This window comes from Pseudoalteromonas sp. BSi20480, from assembly GCF_000241365.1.
In the GTDB taxonomy this organism is placed as follows: Bacteria; Pseudomonadota; Gammaproteobacteria; order Enterobacterales; family Alteromonadaceae; genus Pseudoalteromonas; species Pseudoalteromonas marina.
Genome location: NZ_BADX01000166.1, coordinates 216,407 through 235,083, shown reverse-complemented (window position 1 = coordinate 235,083; position 18,677 = coordinate 216,407). Strand labels below are relative to the sequence as shown.

The window sequence follows — 18,677 nt, the reverse complement described above, 5'->3', positions numbered from 1 at the left end:
GTCTTTTTTTATTAAAATGAGCGTGGTATAACCACAAAGGTTAACGCGTCCTAGCTAAATACAACGGTTTTATTGCCATTTATAAATAGCTTGTGCTCTGAAGCGAGTTGCAACGCTTTAACAAAAAACCGTTTTTTCAACGTCTTTACCCATTTTTGCCATCATTTCAGCTGTGTTAGCGTGTGTCACACTTGTCACGTCTTGTAAAATAATTGGGCCTTCATCTAATTCATTATTTACAAAGTGAGCCGTTGCACCAATAATTTTTACGCCGCGCTCAAATGCCTGATGATACGGTTTTGCACCAATAAATGCGGGTAAAAAAGAGTGATGAATATTAATAATTTTACCGTCAAATCGGCCTACAAATTCAGGGCTTAAAATACGCATATATTTGGCTAAACCAATAATATCTGGGTTATAACTAGCAATTAAGTCACCTACTTGTTGGTCATGTTCACTTCGGCTTAGCCCAACATGCGATACCACATGAAATGGCACACCAAACCCTTTCGCTAGTGGTTCTAGATCAGGGTAGTTAGCAATAACAGCTAGCACTTCAATATTAAGTGTTTGCTCAAACTGTTTTAATAGCATACCACCTAAGCAGTGTGCTTCTTTGGTGGCAAGCAGCACTACTTTAGTTTTTGCATCGTCGTGCAATGCGAGTTTGGCGCCTTCAGGTAATAAAGCGCGTAGCTGCTCTAAAAAGTCACTTTGTGGTTGCCCAGTCAGCTCAGTGCGCATAAAGAAACGTTTGGCGTCTTTGTCTACAAATTCGTTATTACGAGTAATGTTCAAGTTATTTTGATGACAAAGCCCGGTGATTTTAGCAATTAAGCCCACATCGTCGGCACATTGGGTGGTTAGTATGTAACTCATTTTCCTCATTCTTACCCTGTGATTAATGTTTCATTATTTGTGTTTTAAAACATAAAGCAAGGGCTTTGTGGGCTAATCAAATATTAATCATGTTATTGCACGCTTTTAGTTTAATTTAGACGTTACATAGCGGTAGGGCATATTTAGGTAAATAAAAAATGCCACCCAATTATACAGGTGGCATTTATCTGAAAATGCTATTTTTTTGGTCTCAGACGCCAAGTCGTCTTCTTGACGTAAAAAGCCAGCGGCTTCTTCATCGTCTTTAGTTAGGGTAGGTTGCATAGGCATTGCGCGAGTTTGTTGATTCAACTGATGTAGTTGAGATGCATTACCTAAATCGCGTTCACTCGTAATAGAGGCTATGGATTCGCGGTCTTTCAAAAAGGCGATTACATCTTTTTTGATTGCTTGTAATTGACCTTCATCTTTGTGCATTTCCATAATATGGCGAGGATGCTCAAGGTTTTTCATACCTGTTGCGGCAAAGGTTGTCGAAACGACACGCGAAACAATCACCCAAGGTGTTATGCTGCTGCGCACTAAGGTGTTTTCTGAACGAGTGCTATCGTGAATACCTGTACCTGTTGATATTTTTGACTCAGTAAATGTGCCTTCGCATTTAAAATATACCAGTAAAGATTCAAATTGCATTTCGGCAAAAAACAAGTGTGCGCTGTTGCTTAGCAACTGGGCAAAGGCTTTAATTAATACACCAATCAGTAATAAGTGAACACTTGCCATTAACAGTTCACTAAACTCAATAATATTTTGATTATTAAACGCTTGCTCAATGCTATTTATATTTGCTGCATCAATATAGTGGTAAATATTAATAAACGAGTAGGCAAGTAATACGGTAAAAGTAAGCGCTACAATATAAAGTAAGTTACCGCTAATTAACGCAATTAAACGCGATAGACTAAAGTGCTTACCTAAATCCATCGTGTGCAGTTTAGGTTGGATTTCTTGAATCATTTCACCTTTAAAGCCGCCTTTACCTTCAATTTGCTCTTGTAATTTAGGATCTAGCTCACGGTAAACCCTATTAGGTACTTCTTTGTAACGACGGTTTGCCATCACTAAATTATCAAGGTTTATAAAAATTTCATCGGGATGAACAGACTCTTGCCAGTTCTCTCTCAGTTCTGAAACCTCGGCAGTGGGGGTCACAATATTTAAACGAGCTTTAATCATTACAAACACAAGGGCACAACTTAGTGTAGCGAGTATAATAATGGCTGTTAAATACAGCCCTGCATTAAGGCTAGGTAATTGCTCTAGCCAGTTGTCTATTTGTTGTTTACTAATGCGTTGCTCTTGCATTAGCCACGACATAGAAAGCCCTATAGCAATGGGTAATATAAACGATAAGGAAATGATTTTAGCAAGCGCACCCGTACCCAAGGCTTCAATGTTTTTTTCGGCATTTCGTGAAATGGGTTTGCCAGACGAACGCCAAGAAAACAGCACGTAAAACATTAAAATTGCGCTATATATCGGGAAAGCAAGTTCTCCCGCTTCGCCTGTAAAGCCTGACAGTGATACAAATGCAACCAACGCATAAGCAATAAGTGCAACCAGCGTGCTAACCCATGAGCCAAATAAACGTTGGGCAACATTACGTATTGGATAGGGTAGAAATAATAGTTTTGGTATTAAGCTGTGTAGTAAGCGAGATAAAAAGCCGTTTGGTTCTTTGAACGTACTGTTTTTGCGCCCAACAAGCATTTCCTCTAATGTTTGTGCTGTGTAGGCTACTTCGTTTTTTTCTTCTTGTGCAGTTGAGGTTTGCGATTTACTAAAGTTAAACGCCAGCGATGTAGGGTGATTTCTTCCTACAAAGTACTTAAGTGTGGCATATATACCGCCAGATAAGGTACGAATACCTAGCGCGAGTATTAACATGCCAAATATCATCAAAATCCAACCTGCGGTAGCATCGTCTTTTACAGAGCTAGATGCGGTAACTAAAAGGCTAACACCCACAACAGCCTCAATCAGCCCTCTTACAGCCTTTACTTTACCTTCTAGTTTAAAAGGGTTTTTTAGTCCAAGATCGATTGATCCGTAATCAAAAGCCATTAAATGCTCCTTATAAATAGCACATCCAAAAAAGGGAATATCAGCAGAGTTACAATAACGTATGCACTTTAAACATTATTGCTTAATTTTTGATTGTATATCAATAATAGTGTTCAGTTTAAGGTTATTTGAATATGTTAGTTTAAATGTTTTATAGGTTGTCATTGATCAAAACGGAGTGCAGTGATTATGAAGTTAATTTATGTGGATGATAATTTACCTGGTATCACTCGAAAGCTTAAAAAAAAGCAATGGCAGTATTTCGATCCTATTGGCAAAGTAATAAAAGATGAAGCGGTTATTGAGCGTTTGAATGGCTTAGCATTTCCGCCTGCGTATAAAAGCGCATGGTTTTGCCCCGAAGAAAACGGACATATTTTAGCGACAGGATTTGACAGTAAAGGGAGAAAACAATACCGATACCACCCAGAGTTTAGAGCCCAGCAAGAAGCCAAAAAATACCAGGCTTGTGGTGTATTTGGCCATAAACTTCCTTTATTGAGGGCTCGCTTGGAGTCAGACTTACAAGGCAGTGAGTTAAATGTAGAACGTACATTAGCAGCGGTTGTTAGGCTTATGGACTTAGGGGCACTTAGAGTCGGTAACGAGCGAAACGTAAAACAAAACAAAAGCTTTGGCGCTACAACCTTACGCACCCGACACGCAAAGCTGACTGGGAAAAATATTCAGTTAAAATACCGAGCTAAATCTGGAAAAGAGCGTGAGGTCAACATTACTGACAGAGTACTAAGCCATGTAATTAAAGACTTACAAGATTTACCTGGGCAACATCTATTTCAGTATATAAGTGAAGGTGAGCGCACTAACGTAACATCGAGCGAAATAAACCAATATATACAGCACATAATGGGGGAGGAGTTTAGTGCAAAACATTTTAGAACCTGGCGAGCAAGCGTTATTGCTTTTAAGCAGCTAGCTAAAGCCAAAGGCGCACTTACCTTAAAAAGCATGCTCGATTGTGTATCTCAGCAATTAGGTAATACCCCAGCAATAGCACGCAAATCTTATGTTCACCCTGATTTAATTACACTGTGTAAAGAAGATGAAGCAGCTCAAAATGCGTGGCGTGAGTCACTTACGTTACCTCGCAAGGCTAAGTATTTAAGCAGATACGAACGTGGTTTTTTAGCGTTTTTAAGCGATTAATCGACATAGCAACTTTACACACTTGAGTATATTTATTACACAAGTAGTGTGTATTGTAACTTAAATGAAATGATTTTATTTTAATAAACCTAACCTTTTCAGTGCCTTAGTGTTGAGTTTGTTTTTGGCACTGAGTTGCACCTCTCGTTGATAATTAAACGGCAAGTACACATGCATTTATCAACATTATTTAGCGAGGGGCGCACCGTGAAGGGATTATTTACAAAAAAAGGTTTTACCAAAACAAACAAAGCTACTTTGAAAGGGGCTTTTTTTGTGAGCTTAGCAAGCATGTTTGCTTCACCTTTACTCGCGAATGATGATCTTGATGGTGTTTTACTTGCCAGCTCATCACTGACCACCTACAGCTCGCAGCGCTACACGCAAACTAAAGATAGCTATTACTTTGATCAATACTCAGCCCAATTAATAAAGCGTACTGAAAAAGCGATTAATTGGTACCAAGAAATAGTGAATCGCGGTGGGTTTATTTCTTTACCCGCCAGCGAGTTGCTTGAACTAGGTAGTAACAGTAAAGCGGTAAGTTTACTCGCTATGCGTTTATTTCAAGAACAAGATTTACTCACTAACGTATGCACTAAAGCGCCGTGCATTTTTGATAAACATATTGAGCGCGCTGTAAAGCAGTTTCAACATCGCCATGGCTTAAAGGTTGATGGACGAGTTGGCAAAAACACGTTTGCTAAACTTAATATTTCAGCTGAGCAAAAACTCAATAAGTTAAAGTTAAACTTTTATCGCATTACCAACTTTGCCGGTTCGAGCGATGAACAGTACGTGTATGTAAATATTCCTGAGTATCAGTTGCGTTATGTGAAAGTAGGTGATGTAAAACTTCAAAACAACGTGATTGTTGGTAAACCTAGCTGGGAAACACCGGCATTTAGTGACGAAATAGAAAAATTTGTTGTTAACCCTGAGTGGCGCATACCTATTTCAATTGCTACTAGAGAAATAGCCCCTAAAGTGGCAGAAGATCCTGATTACCTTGTTAAAAACAATATTGAAATCAGAAAAAACAGCTACATAGACTCACAAACAGTTAACCCAAATAATATTGATTGGGATTCAGTTAAGCCTTATCAATTTGACCATTTTTTAGTGAAGCGTGCGGGTGAAAAAAATCCCCTTGGTGAAGTAAAATATTTGTTCCCTAACCCTGAGGCTATATATGTACATGATACACCTGCAAAGCAGCGATTTAGCCAAACAAGACGTGCGCTATCGCATGGTTGCATAAGAATTGAAGACCCTTTTTCACTTGCTCAAGAAATAATTAAACACCAAGGTGAAGAGCATGCATTGGCACAAGTTAACGATGCACGCAGTGAAAACAGCACACAAACATTTTATTTGGACGAGCCATTACCCATTCATTTAGTTTATTGGACTGCGTGGGTGGATGAAAACAAGCTCGTTAATTTTAGAGATGATATTTACAAACGCGATCAAAAAGCACTCCTAAAAAATGATAACCAGTCGGTTATTGCAGCATTATTAGAAAGTAAATAATGAGAGGTAATATGAAATTAATCGGTATTTTATTAATTAGTATGCTGACTACTCTGCTTAGTACGCATTTATTTGCTTCTCAGCCTGCTAAAACGGCTCATCAGGTTGTTGATATACAAAACAGGCCTGCTTTTGAGGACGCAGAATTTAGTTTAAAAATTAACGATATTGTTATGCCATACTCACTTTTTTCGGTGTTTGTAATGCCCAATGAGCAGGTTGAATTTGAAGTGCTATATGCGCAATCACCCGATGCTTACACATTAATTAGCGATGAAAAGTTCATGCTAACTGATACTAACCGTTGGCAATGGCAGGCACCGGATACTCCCGGCTTAACATCGGTAATAATTGAATCGCCAAATAAAAAACAGCGCATGAAAATTAACGTGTTTGTAAAAGTACCTGCCGATAAAGTAGAGGGCGGAAAGCTAAAATATTACCAAATAGGGCATTACCCAAAGCCATCGCAAATAAAAGATTCAAAGCACTATATTGTTCCTGACGGGTTTGTTGAAGTGACCCCAGAGAATGAAGGTACCAAATTATCGCCTCATTTTTCTTTAAAAGAATTTGTGAGTAAGCAAAAAAGCAATCATCCCAAGTATCTTTTTTTACAAAATAAACTGCTGCTAAAGTTAGAAATGATTCGTAAGGAACTAATTTTAGAAGGCATTCCAGTTAGTAACATGGTGGTGATGAGTGGTTACCGAACACCTTATTACAATAAAGCCATTGGGAATGTAAAACTGAGCCGTCATGTGTTTGGGGACGCAGCAGATATTTTTATCGATAACGATGGAAATTACCGTATGGATGATGTCAATAAAGATGCAAAATATACTATTGAAGACGCAAAAGTGATGGCAAATATTGTAGAGTCTTTAGCCAGACGCGAATCATTTAAAGGCTTATTAGGTGGGTTGGGCGTTTATGGCCCTAAACCGCACCGAGGGGCATTTATACATGTAGATACACGTGGTTTTAAAGCCCGCTGGGTAAGTAAATAAAGTTTACACCTAATAAACAATAAATATATTAGTTACTTTTTATTAGGTGTAAGTGTTTTTATTGCAACATAAACGTTTCGTATTCTAGGTCTTCAAACTGCCTAGATAACCAAAACAAGCCAACTACAGAAGTAATTATTGTAGAAAGGGCAAATCCGTAGCCATAAAATTGTGGCCCAAGTGCGATAGATAAATACGTAAGCACAATGTTTAATGCTAAAAATAGGCCCGAAAGGATTAACACAGTAAAGCGTTTATCAAGATAGAACAATATATTGAGAATAGATAAAAATATTACCTGCACGCCTACGCCCACTACATCAATAAAAAGTAATGTTTTATAGTTAGGATCAATCCCAATGTAGGTAAGAATTTGCTCGCCCCACAATAGTAAACATGCAACAGTAATGCCTTGAATTTTAAATATGTCGTACAAGCCACCTCGAGCTGTTGTGATCATGTTGTCTTTTAAAAAGTAAATTTCTTCGAGCGAGGAGCCGCCCCTTATCGCAGAATAAAACCGGTCATATTGTTCTACAAAGTCAGTTTCCATTCTTACTAAAAATACCGCCATGCCGGGGATAATTGATAAATAGGCCAAAAATATGGGGAGATCGTAAATTGGGCTAGCTCTTAGGGGGCCTATAATATGTATGGATGTACTTGGTGAAAACCAAAATAAAATTTTATCTGCCCAAACGCCAATATTGTAAAATAGCCCGCAAAAGAACAGCATGTAATAGACTTTTTTTCGACTCATAAAGTCGAAACTTATTAGTTTATTACCTGGGTAGCGACGAATAATCATGAATAAAAAACTAAAAATAACAGTGCCTCACCTGCAAAAAAGCAAAAAAGAGTCCATCTAATTGCCAGTCACGTAGTAATAATGCAAGTAGCACCATAAACGCGTACCCGCTGAGCATAGTGATTAAAATAAGCCGATACTCTTTCATACCCGATAAAAATATAGCACCAAGCCATTGATTACAAAGGCTAACAAAGCCACCTAAAATAATAATTTTGGTTACAACGGGTAAAGGTAAAAATGGCCAAACAGCAAATCCAACCAGTAATGCACCAATCGTTGTAATAAGTTGCGCACCAAGTAAATTGGGGAGTACTGAGTCGTCGTCTTTTGTAAAAATAAATCTGCCACAAAGCGCGTTAGCATAAGCTGTAAGCCGCCAGTTAATATTAACGAGGCCGCCATCATGTAAGTTATCAGGGTTAGAAACTGAATAATTAACAGCTTAGGTAATACTATTCCAAGGCTTAAAATACCAATAAGCATTAGTGCGATGATTGACAATAACCAAGGGCCTGATCCAATGAGGCCAGCGTAGCTATAGGCTTCAAAAACAGAGAGGAGGGTATTTTTTTTGAGAATTTTCCGTATCTCAAAACCTATTCCGGCCATGACATTGTATCCTTATAAAGCTTGTCGTATCGGGCAAACATGTGGCTTTCGTCATAAAATGCTTTTACACGTTTTAAGCCGCTTGATTGATACTCATGCCATTTATCGTCGTTATTAAGTATGTTTGTAATTTGTACGGCTGTATCGCTTGGCGATGCAATAGAAACAACTTCACCTGCTTTACCTAAAGCCTTGTCTTGTTCTGTGGCACCTTCAATAATTTCTCGACACGAGCCAACATCACTGGCTAGAACAGGTACGCCTGCTGCCATTGCTTCTAGTAACACTAAGGGTTGGGCTTCAGAAATAGATGTTAATGCAACAAGGCCTAACTTAGGGAGTATTTCAGCTATATTTTGCATACCCAAAAACTTCACGCTGTTCTGTAACTCAAGGCTGCCCACCAGTAACTGGCACTCTTTGTAGTACTTTGGGTCTTCTTCAAAAGGACCTATGATCCATCCCTCTATTGCGGGCATGCTTGATTGCACTTCTTTAATGGCACGAATAAAGGTTTTAATGTCTTTGATTGGTACTACACGCCCAATTAAGCCTACTGTTAATGGAATTGTTTTAGAACGTGCAGCCAGTGCTTTAGCGTAGTGAGCGGTTTTAATGCCGTTTGGTACGACTAAAGAGCGCTTCTCACAGGCTCCGTCTTTAATTTGGCGCTGCCTATTACCTTCGTATAGTGAAATTATTCTATCGGCTTGGTGGTAACTCGTGCGGCCAATTTGCTCGAAAAAAGTGATCCACATTCGGCGAATAAAGCCCATTTCGGTGTTTAAGTTTTTACCTAAAATAGCTTCAGACTCTTTTATCCAATCGGCTTGAATTAAGTCTATTTTTCGCTCTTTCGTATAAATACCGTGCTCTGTTAATAGGTAAGGCGTGTTATTAATTACGCTTGCACCTGCACCTAATAAACCAGCATAACCTGTCGAAATAGAGTGTATAAGTTTAACATTCGGTAATTGGCGGGCAATATCTGCAATTTTTAAACAAAGGCTTATACAAATTACGGTACGACCAAAAAAAATCAATAAAAGATGATTCGTCGCAAAATGTTAAATAGTAGTCAGCCAATGCCTGCCAAGATGACTCGCTATATAAAAAGTCAGCTTCGTTTATACCGTTTTTTTGCCCAAGTTGTTCAAATGCAAATTCAAGTAACTCGGTGGGAATAGGCTCTTTTGAGTCTCTAAAATAACTTTGCAGTTGCTGCCAAAACTCAAACAACTCTTTTTTATATTTAACGCCGTGCTTTGCTTTTATATCAGTATTATTTTGCTCTACTAGATAATGAACATGCAATTTTGTAACATTTTTTGGAAGTGTGTACTTAATATCGCCATAGTGCTCAGAAGCACCGCCTAAAAAAATAAGCTCAAAGTTATAATGAGGTAGCCCTTCAATAATTTGATGAACCCAACTTGATACCCCCCCACGAACATAAGGATAAGTACCTTCTAATAATAATAATATATCGGCATTGGGTTTAGGCATTCCAATACTCCTGTAATTGGCGAAGTTCGCTCCCTTTAGGTTGTTCGGGTAGCTCCCTTAAGTAGCGTTTACAGTCATCATACTTATTCATGCAAAAGGCAACTTCGGCTTTGTAGGGTAAAACATGGCGACGCGCCATACCTAATTCAGTTGCTTGTACAAGAAAATCAAGCGCACGTTCGTAATGACCCAACGCTAAATAAACACGCCCTAAAAATACATAATTGGCTGGTTTTTGTGCGTACTCAATACTTTGTAAACTGAGTGCTTCAGCTTTTTCTAATACATATGTTTTTAGAGCGCCTTGTGCAAGCCCTAAATAACTAAGCTCCCAATACACGTGTGCTAATTGTTGTTGTAAGTTACTCAGCTCAGGCTGCTTTGTGGTATTAGCTATTTGTTGTTGATAAACGCTAATTTTTTCGTTTAATTTTGTTTCTTTAGCATCAAGTGTTGAGTAAGCCAGTAAGCGTATATCGTCTTCTAAATCTTTGAGGGCAAGTTTTAATATTGGGATTGCTTGGCTGTCGCGCATGTGGCGAGCAGCCATTACTGCAGTTAAGCGTTTGTTAGGTTCGCTTGCGTATTTTAAAATGGCTTTTACACCACCAATTGAATAAGTAGGGTTCGCCGAAATATCAGGAACTTCAAAGGGGAGCTCTGGAATTTCATGCTCTATTATTTCGGTATCATCACTTTTAAGTGGCTTACATAGCGCAAACGTAAGCGCCATCACAACACCTAAAATACCAAATACAGGTAAGCTAAACAGTAATAAGAATAATAATAGCGTGCCATTTATAAGCGTTGTTTTATATTTTTTAGGAATTAAAACGTAGCTTACAAAGGTAAAAAGTATGCTTGCAATGGCATGCAGGAAAAGTACACCAAACCAGTTTGGTGTACTAAGAATTTCTTGCAGTGCAAAATACTCGCATAAACATGCAATTAAGGCGGCTATCACAACTTTAATCATGTAGGGCTACCAGTTTAGATAATTCATCCTTATTGACTGGAAACGCCACTTCTTGCTCAATAATAATATCGAGTTCTTGTAATGTTTTACCGGTACGTTCTTTACACCAGCTATTCATTCGCATTACAAAACCATCTTTTTCAAGCTCATCGGCAAGCGGCATCAGTATTAACAGAACTTGTTTTTCATTATCGTATAAATAAATGTCTAACCCTCGGCGAGCCTCGGTTAAATACTCCATCAGCCGTCGAGATTCATCATTAATACTTAGCGCGTTCACCTTTAAAAAGTGTGAAGGAATTTTATAACGCTTTGCTTCTTTGTTTGCGTGTTTAACTTGGCGCTTAAAGTATGGCGACTCTTCACGGGTCATTATTGGATTAGTGATTTCGTGACGCAATAAATCACCAATGTGTCCGGCCATAACGGCAAGTAAAGTAAGGGTGTTTTCTTTGAGAGCAAAAAACTTCACTTTTTCAACTAAAATAGCCCCATAAATTGTGTCGTTCACATCAATCAATGGAATAGCAATATGATACTTGCTATCACCCGATGAGGCTTTTGGATTTTTAAGTGACACCAGTTCTTTTTCGTCAAACATGGCAGCTATTAATGGGTCTGAATTAGATGGCTCACTCATTTTTCCTACACTAGCTAGTGCAGGCTCTTGTATTTTATCGTTTTCAACTTTATATAAGCCTGCTTTTTCTATCGAGCCATATTCTATAAATAGATTTAAAATAACCTCAGCGGCACTGTCTAAGCGTCTTTCTTTTAATTTACCAATTGATTCTCGTACGGCTTGTAATGACTCACGTAAACTAAGTGTATGTCCAGCAAGCATTTGTTCGATTCGGTCATGTGATGAGCTAATTAAATGATATTGGCGCGTAAATTTTTCAAGTCGGTCTGATACATAGGCTAGTTGAATGCTTTGCTGTTGATTAGTTCGCTCCCATACATCTCTAAATTCACCTGCCACCATAACTACAATAATGTAGCCAATCATGGCGTTAATATTAAACTCACTTTTAGGGTCTAATATATTGCTTTGTATTAGCAATAATTGCCCTACTAGTAAGGTTAAAATACTAATAAAACCTTTTGAAAAGCCATAGCGTAGAGCAACAAGCAACGGCCCTAATACTGGCCAAGAAAACCCTCCTTGCGTCCAATAGGGGTCCTCAGCATTAAATAGAACAGGCAGCCCTAAAGCTAAAGCGGTAAAAAAACATACCTCAGCCCATATCTGTAGCTCAGGAACGTCTCTTGGGCGTAAGAAATGTGTTTTCACTCACTAACCTCAATATATGACACTAAATCGGCAATTACATCTTGCGCAGTTGCTGCAATGCTATCGCGTCCCCAACCGCTTTTTGCAATGGTGCCGGTCCAAATTGGCGTTGTTTCACCGTTTTTTGTAAGCAATAAAGTAAGTGCAACCACAGGCTCTCCATCAAGACCTGCTTTGTAACGCCATTCTTCAATGCTGCCACTAAGTACATAGTCAGCTTGTTGAGTATTGAGCCATTGCATTGCGTTGTTTAAACGGTATTGATCGTCTAAAGGTGGCAGGTCTTTACTGCTATTTCTTGGTGCACGAAGTAACTTAGGTAGCTTATTTTGTTGCCAAATACTTGCTAAAATATCTTCAGCGCGTTCACCTGCCAGTGGTGTTTGTGCATGATTAACAAGCGGTAATAAAGCCACGGTAGTTGCTGGGCTAATTTCGATATCATCAGCAATTCGACTTGTAGTACACGCCGACAAGAGCAAAACCAAACTAAGTATAACTAAGCGAAACATATTCTCTCCTAACATTAAAAATGTATGTAATATCCTAATTGTAACTGTGTATCTGAGTTACCGACCTTATTACTACTTTGGTAACCGAGCTGTAATTTAAATAAATCATCACCAAGTACTGACCATCCAGCACCACTGGAAACAGACACATCAATTGTATCGTTCAGTGTTTGGTAGCCTGTACTTATGTCAAATAACCAAGACGGACTGGCACCCAAGTATGGGGGCGTTAATGAGCCTGTTGAGGCAAACGAAGTACCTAGGGCAAAGCGCCTAAAAGGTTCAATAACTATGCGTCTGGGTCTTCTATTTGTATTAATAGCAGTATTTACTGGGTCAAAGTCTTGCCATTGCGCACTAAAGTAGGCGTTCCAAATAGGGCGATCTTTTAAAATACTGTATTGGTAGCGTGCGTTATATTCCTGTCCATTAACGAGTGTGCTGTCGTTATCTCTACGCGTGAACGACATTGCAGCTGCTGATAGCTGCACGCTTTGCCTGTTATCAATATTATAATTTATATAAGCCGTGGCTTTATTAAGTTGCGCATAGCTTAGTAACACTTCAGATTGGCGGTTTTCGGCGTTGTATTGTAAGTTTACGCCAACTTGAGTGCGCGCATCCCACTGATAACGAGAGTCTAAAATTACGCCTTGTCGGCTAATAATACTGCCCTGATGCGTATCAACTTTTGTATTAAAAGCCCACCGGCCAAACGTCATAGTGTTTTCTATTGCGAATAGCAGTCCGTTATTGCCAAGGTTTTGCTGATCGCTAAGGCTCAGTTTCCACTGGCCTTTTGCATAAGGAAAATACACATTTATGTCGTATTGCGTACTATTAAGCCCTGCTTGTGGTGATAGGTTTACTTCAAGTGCGCGAAAGTAAGCTGTGCGCGCGTTTCTTAAAAAGCCTAGCTGGGCTTCACTTGGCTCGTTAATTAGCTCTTCATAACAACGTTGCATAGTTGCATAAGGTTGGTTTAAGTATAAAAGCGCACTTAACTGATCGTTTTTTCCCAGTGTATTTGTATCAACTAATTGTTTGATTTTACTAAACTCACCTTGAGTCATGTATAGCTGAAGTGCTTGCCAAGGCTCAAGTTTTTGAGCAGCACGGCGTGATAACCACCAGTTTGCTTGTGCTGTGCCTATGGTTTCAGGGGCTAACTCATCGAGTGTGTTTAGCTGCATTAAATGTGGCATAGCCATAGCGCCAGCCCATCTAAACATAAGTCCTCGATATGCATATTTATCTTTAGGTAAATGCTGAAGAAGATAATGATTAAGCTCTGTGGCGTTGGCATAATAGCCGAGTTGCTTCATTACATCGGCTAAGTTTACTAATGTTGTTAAGTCACTAGGCTCAGCTATCGCTAGTTTACGTAAGTAAAAATAAGCACTGTTATATGACTTTTCATAAATAGATAAACTCGCTAAAAGTTGGCCCCACGCATACGTTGGGTTGTTGTCAGCATAGTTATTTAAAATACGTTTAATCATGATGCTGTCGTGCATCTGCAGTGCTAACCAACCTTGCACAAGTACTACGTCAGGATTGTATTCGCTCAGTTTTGCGGCGCGGTTGAGCGTTGTATACGCTGAATTTAAATCGCTCTGATTTTGATACCAGCTAGCAAGCGTTAACCAAGCAGGGTATAGCGCCTTGTTGTAGCGTTGCTTGTTCAGTTCGTTATAGATTCGTTCAACGGCGTTTGAATCGTTTATTTGCGTACTTAAATTAGCAATGTCAATTAGCTGACTTTCGCTCAGCGAAGGTTGCTGCCATAAATGCGCAAGTAACGCTTTGGGGTTGCCTTCAAAGCGTATTTGCTGGTACTGCAATAAATCGCTTTCGCCTAATTTACCCAGTGATTTAAGTTGTTCAAGGGCATAAAGCTGTTCTTTTTTATCATTTACCCTGAGCGCCATGTCAACGCGAGCACTCCAAAACTCGTCGTCACTGCTTTGCTGCTTTTGCTTTAAAATGGTTAGTGCCGTGTTAAAGTCGTTATTTAACCAAAACGCACGGGCTAGCCACATTAAATCTTCTTCGTTTTTGGGGCCCTGATAAATAGGCCACAAATTACGTAAACCGCTTAAGTTACCTGTGTCATGTAATACTTTTGCTTTCCAATATTGTGATAATACGCTTTTACCGTTTATGCTTTCAAAACGCTCTATATGCTTGAGCTCTTGTTTGGCGTCACCAATAAACTCGTTGGTTTGCATCCATTTAGAAAAGCCATTGCCTTTTAGTTGCCTATTTTTAGCTTTGTAAGCGTAAATGTCGTTAGCGTCTTGGTACAAATATAATGCCGTTGCATCGTTAATACTGTCTGTAAGCATTGATGCGGTAACGGCTTTATTTATCATTAACCATTTAAATTCTTTGAGCGCAGCTCTTGGCTTATTGAGCCAGCGCTTTACTTTCCAATTTAGTAAATGAAGATCTTTATCGTTAGGTTTTTGTTTTAGTAGTTTTGAAAGCAATAATTCAGCGCCGTTAGCATCGCCATTTGCTAAGTGAAGCTGCATTGCCTGTGTTAAATACTTAATATTGCAAGGCTCTTTTTGCAGCAGTTTTGTAGCTGCAATAATTGCATCTTCTTTATTGCCTGCTAAGTCAGCGAGATAAAGTGTGCGCTTTATATTTGATTGATCTCCATATTGCTTCCACCACGCATATGCTTGCAACGCTTCGTTTGCACCCAGTGCAGTTTCAATGGCTTTTTCGGCTATTGTTTCGCTCATGTTATTTTTGTAAAGCGGCAACGCTTTTGCAGGTTGGCCTGCGGTTAGCCAATAATCAGCGGCAATTAACGGCTTTTTGTGTGTTTCATAATATTGTGCAAGCTTAACATTCAAACCGAGTGCTTTAGCTATACTAAGAATGTCTTCGTTCCATGGTTTATAGGCACTAACCTTTAATGAAAGTTCTTCAAATCGGTCATCTACATTGGCACCACTTGCAAGCCATAATGAGTAAAGTAACTTTATTTCAAGTTCTGTTTTACGCTTACTTTTTGGCAGTTTTTCAAGCTCATTAGTTGCGTTTGAATATTCACTCAATGCTATATGAAGTTCAGCCAATTTAGCGCGCAGCTTTTCATTGTTAGGGTCAGTATTAAGTGCAGCATGCAAGTATGACTTTTCAAATGTGTAGTCTTGCGAAAGTGCATCGTCTTCAAAGAAGAGGGTATGTGGAAATAGCGCATATAATGAAAAACAGCTAACAGCGAGTATTGTTAAAATTGTTTTTATAGAAACTAAATGAGGGCGCTTTTTGGTATTCATTACTTAGCAACCCCTGTGCAGTTTAAATAACCCAAAAACTCACCAGCAGGTAGTTTAAAGTGGGTTAATTTTCCGCGAGTGATACCTTTATAACTTTTCCCATGTGAGATATAAATTGGCATGAATGAGCATTCACCAAATCAAGTGTTGCAGGTATCCACGCTTTAAAACTAACCGAGCCATTTACTTGCCATGTATCTATTACTACATTGGCAGAGGCTAAATAGGGGGCATTATCTTTTTGGCTGTGGTCAAAACTAATACGTGAAATACCCTCTATAGTATGTACGTAGTCACCTTGCTGCGTTACCCCTAATACCCCATCGCTTTGAGATATATTTGCAATATCAAAGTCGCTTGGTATACGAAGGGTGCGAATGTTTTTTGAGCTAAACAACCAGTCTCCTTTACTATTTTTAGCTAAGGCCGAAAAGTAAAAATCTTTCGCAATTTTTGCATAGTGACTTAAGTACACAGGGGGGTTGGGCCTTTGTAATACATAGTCAATATTATGCTTTAAAGCGTCAAGCCCCGCAGGAACTTCGCCAGAGTAAAAGTGATAGTAAATAGTATAGGGCTTTAACCTGTATGGCTTTTCGGTTATTTCAAAGGTCTCTGTTAGGCGCTTAAACCCATAAAAAGGGCCATGCCACAAATTAGTGTATACGTTTTCGTTCAGTATTGGTGCATAAATTTGATACAGTAAATCACCCTCAGGGCGGGCAATTGGCGATATATGGGAAAGGCTTGGGTTATCACCATTTACGTCTGTATTACCACCATTTACGTTTAGTACGCCAGCATTGCGTGCTATTTTTAATGCGTCTGGCCCAGGTGTAGCATCGCCCGACCACAACATAAGCACTGTTTTTTTCCTTTAGGTACAAGCCTTTCATTAATATAGTTAATGGTGCCGGTAATTTCTTTTTCTAAGCTAATTGTGTCATAGCCAGGTACATCTAGGTGAAACCCATAATCTGTATCTTCTTTGTCGATTTCTTTTCGGCCAGAAAGCGCGGTCCAAAAGTAAGGGTGACTATAAGTATGCGAAGCGACCTCTACATAGGGAAGTTCAAAAATACTGCGCGCAATTTTTTCTAGTTTTTTACTGTGCTTAGCATGAATTCCTCCAGGCTCTATATCAGCCTGAATAATAGAAGATGTGATGGGAAGTTTATAAGGTTTAATAATGTCATCGCGAATGACCTCTGCTGCATACGGGCTGCCGTCAAAGTGTGCAATGCTGGTAAAGCCATCCCCATCTATATGCATAGTAAGCATACGTCTGCCACTTTCGGTTGTTGTATCGGGTGCTAATATAGCGGGTAACCCCATGGCTTTAGTAAGCAGTGTAATTGGGTCAATAACCCAATTACTACCTTCCATTGGGAGCGTATCAATCAGCCATGGGGCAACAATAACTGCGCCATATTTGGTTTTGGCACTTTGTACAACGGTGCTGCCATCAGCCGCTTTTATATCAATAAGAGTGGTGGCTTCTGGCGCTAATTTTAATAAATAAGGTTTGGTAATGGCAGGCGAAGAGCTTGACTCACCTTTTAACCATGGTGCTAAATAATTAAGTTTATAAGGCCCTGGAGGGGAGCTGTTAAGTGTTTCCACGCCTAATGCGGCTAATAATTTAGCTGATTGTGGTAGCTCACCTACCACTAACTGAGGCACTGTACCTAGGCTAGCTTCGAGCCAATTTATTACACTTGGGGAGTAAAAGCCCCCCATGTTTGTCCATGAAACAATTCCAGCATGTAAACTTGGATCAACTAATGGCAACTCTCGTTTTGCTATATCAATGTAGTCAGGAATATAACCTAAATACTCAATAAGAGTGGCTAGCTTTAAATGAACTGTAGAGTAAATAAGGGGTTTTAAGTCACTATTGTACGGAATAAGTACGCGCCTAGGCACAGGGCTAATAGTTGATGTTCCCCAGGTTTGTAAATGCCCATCGGTCACCCAAGCACTAAACCCAGAAGCGATAATTTTTTCAGCCATTACAAGGCGTTTGTCAGGTTTTGCATAGTCAATAACTTGAACATTAAAACCTAAGCTTTGCGCTTTTTTAAGTTGAGTTGTTAACCATGCTTGATCGTTCTTAGAGGTTAACTTGTAGCTATTATCAAGTGGATTAAAGTGGCTAAATAATCCCTCAGCAACTAAGTCGGTTGCAAGGTTTTGTAGGCTTGGCAGTAATTCAAAGCCACGATTGAGCACTAATTGCTTTTTAAATACTAAAGAAAGATCTTTTATTATTGAAACTAATCCAGCTTGCTGCGCTAATTTATCGTAACGTTCGTTATCTAATAATTGATAACTATCAAGGGTGTCTAAAAACAACCCACTAAAGCCACGTTCTTTTAATATAACAGCCGAACTGTTTAATTTTTGTTGCCATTTCGGTGAAGTTAAATCGGAAATGTAGCTATTCCAATTTGGGTTTGTAGTAAGTGAATAGTCACTTTTATTATATGATTCGCCAATGCTCAAATAAGCATATACAGCAATGTTACGTTCTTTAAACCAATTTAATTCATGCTCAGTCACTAACTCAGGTTGCACAACAACGCGTGAGTAAAAAGTCATTTCAGCTAAAGGCATTGGGGCTGAATAGTAAAAAGCGATGCTGTTATTAACGGGCTTTGCTAGTAACTGCGCTGATACTAAAAGCAAAAGCCATAAAATATATTTCATTTATGATTCGTTATATTAATTTTAAACTATTGCTCAAAGGAAGGCGTTCCGAGGCTGTTCTAGTTATTTTGTATTAATTATTAAGTATTATTATATGTTAACAAAAATAAAAGGTCTATCATGTTGTTTTAAATTTATACTAACTTAACTTATTATTTAGGTAGTCTTATTATTGCAAGGTTATGAATTTAAATAAATAAAACCTTTAATAAAGGCTTGGATTTTAAACGAGATTTGTAAAGAAATGTAAGTTTTTATTGTCAGTTCTGGATAAATTTAAAAGCCAT

9 protein-coding genes and 4 pseudogenes are annotated in these 18,677 nt (G+C 38.8%); 3 read left to right on the top strand and 10 right to left on the bottom strand.

Translation table 11 applies throughout. From position 1 onward, the window contains the following. Window positions 1-50: 50 nt before the first annotated feature. Window positions 51-882, bottom strand: a pseudogene (gene purU / locus P20480_RS01225) (formyltetrahydrofolate deformylase). 105 nt (window positions 883-987) lie between these two features. Next, window positions 988-2,967: a hypothetical protein gene (locus P20480_RS01230; protein WP_008132822.1), complete on the bottom strand. Its 1,980-nt coding sequence runs from the start codon at window positions 2,965-2,967 to the stop codon at window positions 988-990. Between the two features lie 189 nt (window positions 2,968-3,156). On the opposite strand from P20480_RS01230, the gene P20480_RS01235 reads away from it, so the two are divergent. From P20480_RS01235 to P20480_RS01245, 3 genes are all read left to right on the top strand, one after another. After that, window positions 3,157-4,134, top strand: coding sequence for a DNA topoisomerase IB (locus P20480_RS01235; RefSeq protein ID WP_008132821.1), 978 nt, complete (start codon window positions 3,157-3,159; stop codon window positions 4,132-4,134). Between the two features lie 276 nt (window positions 4,135-4,410). Next, window positions 4,411-5,667 carry a L,D-transpeptidase family protein gene (locus P20480_RS01240; protein WP_238530327.1) on the top strand — a complete coding sequence of 419 codons (1,257 nt, stop codon included), beginning with the start codon at window positions 4,411-4,413 and terminating at the stop codon, window positions 5,665-5,667. An 11-nt stretch (window positions 5,668-5,678) separates the two neighbouring features. Then, complete coding sequence (locus P20480_RS01245) at window positions 5,679-6,677, top strand: D-Ala-D-Ala carboxypeptidase family metallohydrolase (protein WP_008132817.1); 999 nt, start codon at window positions 5,679-5,681, stop codon at window positions 6,675-6,677. Window positions 6,678-6,735: 58 nt separating this feature from the next. Here the strand turns inward: P20480_RS01245 and pelG (P20480_RS20045) are convergent, their stop codons facing one another. From pelG (P20480_RS20045) to P20480_RS18825, 8 genes and pseudogenes are all read right to left on the bottom strand, one after another. Next, complete coding sequence (pelG, locus tag P20480_RS20045; protein ID WP_274377875.1) at window positions 6,736-7,503, bottom strand: exopolysaccharide Pel transporter PelG; 768 nt, start codon at window positions 7,501-7,503, stop codon at window positions 6,736-6,738. Next, window positions 7,496-8,097 (bottom strand): annotated as a pseudogene (pelG, locus tag P20480_RS20040) (exopolysaccharide Pel transporter PelG). The gene pelG (P20480_RS20045) and the pseudogene pelG (P20480_RS20040) overlap by 8 nt, the downstream one beginning before the upstream one ends. After that, window positions 8,085-9,603 (bottom strand): annotated as a pseudogene (gene pelF / locus P20480_RS18830) (GT4 family glycosyltransferase PelF). Before pelF ends, pelG (P20480_RS20040) begins: the two co-directional pseudogenes overlap by 13 nt. Continuing rightward, entirely contained in the window at window positions 9,596-10,579 is a 984-nt protein-coding gene (locus P20480_RS01250) for a tetratricopeptide repeat protein (protein WP_008132807.1), read from the bottom strand. Before P20480_RS01250 ends, pelF begins: the two are co-directional and overlap by 8 nt. After that, entirely contained in the window at window positions 10,572-11,873 is a 1,302-nt protein-coding gene (locus tag P20480_RS01255) for a PelD GGDEF domain-containing protein (protein WP_006794124.1), read from the bottom strand. Before P20480_RS01255 ends, P20480_RS01250 begins: the two co-directional genes overlap by 8 nt. After that, on the bottom strand, window positions 11,870-12,385 hold the full coding sequence (locus tag P20480_RS01260; RefSeq protein ID WP_008132805.1) for a hypothetical protein: 516 nt from the start codon (window positions 12,383-12,385) through the stop codon (window positions 11,870-11,872). Before P20480_RS01260 ends, P20480_RS01255 begins: the two co-directional genes overlap by 4 nt. A 14-nt stretch (window positions 12,386-12,399) precedes the next feature. Further along, window positions 12,400-15,681, bottom strand: a complete 3,282-nt coding sequence (locus tag P20480_RS01265; RefSeq protein ID WP_008132801.1) for a tetratricopeptide repeat protein — start codon at window positions 15,679-15,681, stop codon at window positions 12,400-12,402. Further along, window positions 15,681-18,390 (bottom strand): annotated as a pseudogene (locus tag P20480_RS18825) (endo alpha-1,4 polygalactosaminidase). Before P20480_RS18825 ends, P20480_RS01265 begins: the two are co-directional and overlap by 1 nt. Between the last annotated feature and the right edge of the window lie 287 nt (window positions 18,391-18,677).